Annotated in this window: 3 protein-coding genes; all 3 read right to left on the bottom strand. The window is 72.8% G+C overall.

Annotated features, from left to right (window positions below; genetic code table 11):
- Nucleotides 1-641 precede the first annotated feature (641 nt).
- On the bottom strand, nucleotides 642-1,067 hold the full coding sequence (locus tag UO65_RS17215) for a heat shock protein transcriptional repressor HspR (RefSeq protein ID WP_035283745.1): 426 nt from the start codon (nucleotides 1,065-1,067) through the stop codon (nucleotides 642-644).
- The gene (gene dnaJ / locus UO65_RS17210; RefSeq protein WP_035283742.1) at nucleotides 1,064-2,245 is read right to left on the bottom strand and encodes a molecular chaperone DnaJ; all 1,182 of its coding nucleotides are present in this window, start codon (nucleotides 2,243-2,245) and stop codon (nucleotides 1,064-1,066) included. The genes UO65_RS17215 and dnaJ overlap by 4 nt, the downstream gene beginning before the upstream one ends.
- Before the next feature lie 20 nt (nucleotides 2,246-2,265).
- Nucleotides 2,266-2,779: nucleotide exchange factor GrpE (gene grpE, locus UO65_RS17205; RefSeq protein WP_035283737.1), on the bottom strand; the 514-nt coding region annotated here is incomplete at its 5' end.

Below are 2,779 nucleotides of genomic sequence, written 5' to 3'. Positions count from 1 at the left end.
GCCGCCGAAGTGCCGCGTCGACCCGGTCGGAGCGCACCAAGGCCATCTCGGCCATGCTCAGCGCGTCATCGGGTCGCCCCCGGGGCACGGCCAGGTTGGCGAGGCCGCACAGGCCCTTCCGCGCGCATCGCCCAGTCCCCGCCTTCGGCGGCACACCCCACCGAGAAGCTGCCCAGAGGTATGGCGTCCGCTTGGGCTGAGGTTGGAGGGGAACAAGTCCGAAGTCGGGCGCACGGGGGAGGGTGCGCAGGCAGTGGCGTCGGACGCGACCGTGAGCAGGTTCTTCGGTTCTTCCCGGCTGATTCCCAACAGCTCGGCCAACTCGGGCCACAGGCAAAGCGCAGGCAGTTGATCTCTGGTTTTCCAGCGACGCACCGTGCTGCGATCAACGTGCAGGGCTCGCGTCAAACCCTCCTGGGTGCAGCCTGCAGGCTCGACATGCGGACATGGCTTTGCGAGAAGGTGGATTCGGTGGCCCGGCAGGTGCCGAGGCTGTCGGCGAGTTGTCGGCGTGGGTGGCGAGCAACTGTCGGACCTCGGCGTGGCCGAATGGGTTGCGCCGCAGTGGAACCCAGGCCGGGTGGGGACAGCGCAACGGGCAGGTCCGGTGTGGACCTGCCCGTTCCGGGGTGCGTCGAGCGTCAGCGGCGTGGCTGGGGGCGCCAGACGACCAGGGCGGTTTCCTGGCGGACCGGGACGAGGTCGTGGCGGTAGGACTTGTGGATGGCGGCCGCGGCCTGTTCGGCGACCGCGTGCACGTGGGCCAGTTCCTCGGTCAGCTCGGCGACCCTGGTGCGCAGGGCGTCGACCTCGTTCTCCAGTTCGATGATGCGCTTGATGCCCGCGAGGTTGACCCCCGCCTCCTGGGAGAGGCGTTGGACCTCGCGGAGGAGGGCGATGTCGCGGACCGAGTACCGGCGGCCGCCGCCGGAGGTGCGGCCGGGGGAGACCAGGCCCATGCGGTCGTAGCTGCGCAGGGTTTGCGCGTGCAGGCCGGAGAGCTGGGCGGCGACCGAGATGACGAAGACGGGGGTGTCCTCGTCGGCTCCCGGGAGGAACGGGTTCACGACTGCCTCGCCTTCTCCACCATGGCGGTCAGCTCGGGTCGGGGGTCGTGCTGCTTGGTGGCCTCCGCGTACGACTGCAGGGCCGCGGTGGCCGCGTCGTCCAGCTTGGCGGGGACGGAGACCTGGAGGGTGACCAGGAGGTCGCCGGTGTTGCCGTCGCGCTTGGCGACGCCCTTGCCGCGGACCCGTAACACCCGCCCGGAGGGGGTGCCGGGGGCGACGCGGGCGGTGACGACGCCCTCCAGGGTGGGCACCGTGAGGGTGGTGCCCAGGGCCAGTTCGGCGAAGGTCACCGGGACCTTGAGGGTGAGGTTGTTGCCGTCGCGGCCGAAGACCGGGTGCGGGGTGACGTGGACGCGGACGTACAGGTCGCCCGCCGCCGCCCCGTTGGAGCCGGGTTCGCCCTGGCCGGACAGGCGGATGCGCTGGTCGTCCTCGACGCCCGCGGGGATGCGGACGGTGAGGGTGCGGGTCTTGGTGCTGACGCCGTCGCCCGCGCACTCCGGGCAGGGGTCGTCGACGATGCGGCCGGTGCCGCGGCAGTCGCGGCAGGGCTCGCTGAAGGCGAAGGCGCCCTGGCTGCGGCTGAGCAGGCCCACGCCGCCGCAGGTGGCGCAGGTGCGCGGGGTGGTGCCCGGGCGGGCACCGGAACCGGCGCAGGTCTCGCAGGTCGTCGGGCTGGACAGGCGCAGCGGCACCGTCGCGCCCTTGACCGCCTCCAGGAAGTCGATGCGGACCTCGGTCTCCACGTCCGCGCCGCGGCGGGCGCGGGGCGTGGTGGCGGCACCGCGGCCGCGGCCGAACAGGTTGCCCAGCATGTCGCCGAACCCGCCGCCGGCACCGGCACCGGCACCGCCGCCCGCGGCCTGGCCGAAGATGTCGCTGAACGACCCCGGGCCACCGCCCGCGCCGCCGCCGAAGCCGCCGCGGAAACCGCCCGCGCCGAACATGGAGCGGGCCTCGTCGTACTGCTTGCGCTTCTCCGCGTCGCCGAGCACGCCGTAGGCCTCGGACACGGCCTTGAACCGCGCCTCGGCCTTGTCGTTGCCCGGGTTGGCGTCGGGGTGCAGTTCGCGGGCGAGCTTGCGGTACGCCTTCTTGATCTCGGCGTCCCCGGCGTCGGAGGAGACGCCCAGCTCGCGATAGAAGTCCTTGTCGATCCAGTCCCTGGCACTCACCGGACGTCCCCTCCTTCCGCTCAGTCCGCCGAGGCGGGAGTCGGCTCGGCGTCGGTCACCGCGACGAGCGCGGCGCGCACGACCCGGTCGCCGAAGCGGTAACCCCGGCGGAGCACGCCGGTGACCGTCGGCCCGTCGACCTCCGGGGAGGTGCTGTGCTGCACCGCCTCGTGCACGGACGGGTCGAACGGCTCGCCCTCGTGCCCGAAGGCCTCCAGCCCGGTCTTGGTGAGGACCGCGCTGAACTTGTCGGCGACCGCCTTGAACGCGCCGGTCAGGTCGCCGTGCGCCTCGGCCCGCTCGACGTCGTCGAGCACCGAGAGGAACTCGACCACGACCTGGGCCTTGGCGCCCGCGACGACCGACTCCCGGTCGCGCTCGACGCGCTTGCGGTAGTTGGCGTACTCGGCCTGCAGGCGCTGCAGGTCGGCGGTGCGCTCGTCGAGCTGGGCCTTGACCTCGGCGGCCGGGTCGATCTCCGCCGCCGGTTCCTCGATGACGACCTCGCCCGAGATGACCTCGGCGCCGCCCTCG

Origin of the sequence: Actinokineospora spheciospongiae (genome assembly GCF_000564855.1) — a bacterium.
GTDB classification, from domain to species: domain Bacteria; phylum Actinomycetota; class Actinomycetes; order Mycobacteriales; family Pseudonocardiaceae; genus Actinokineospora; species Actinokineospora spheciospongiae.
Note: the sequence above shows the minus strand (reverse complement) of the source record. Positions and strands in the feature narration are given on the sequence as shown.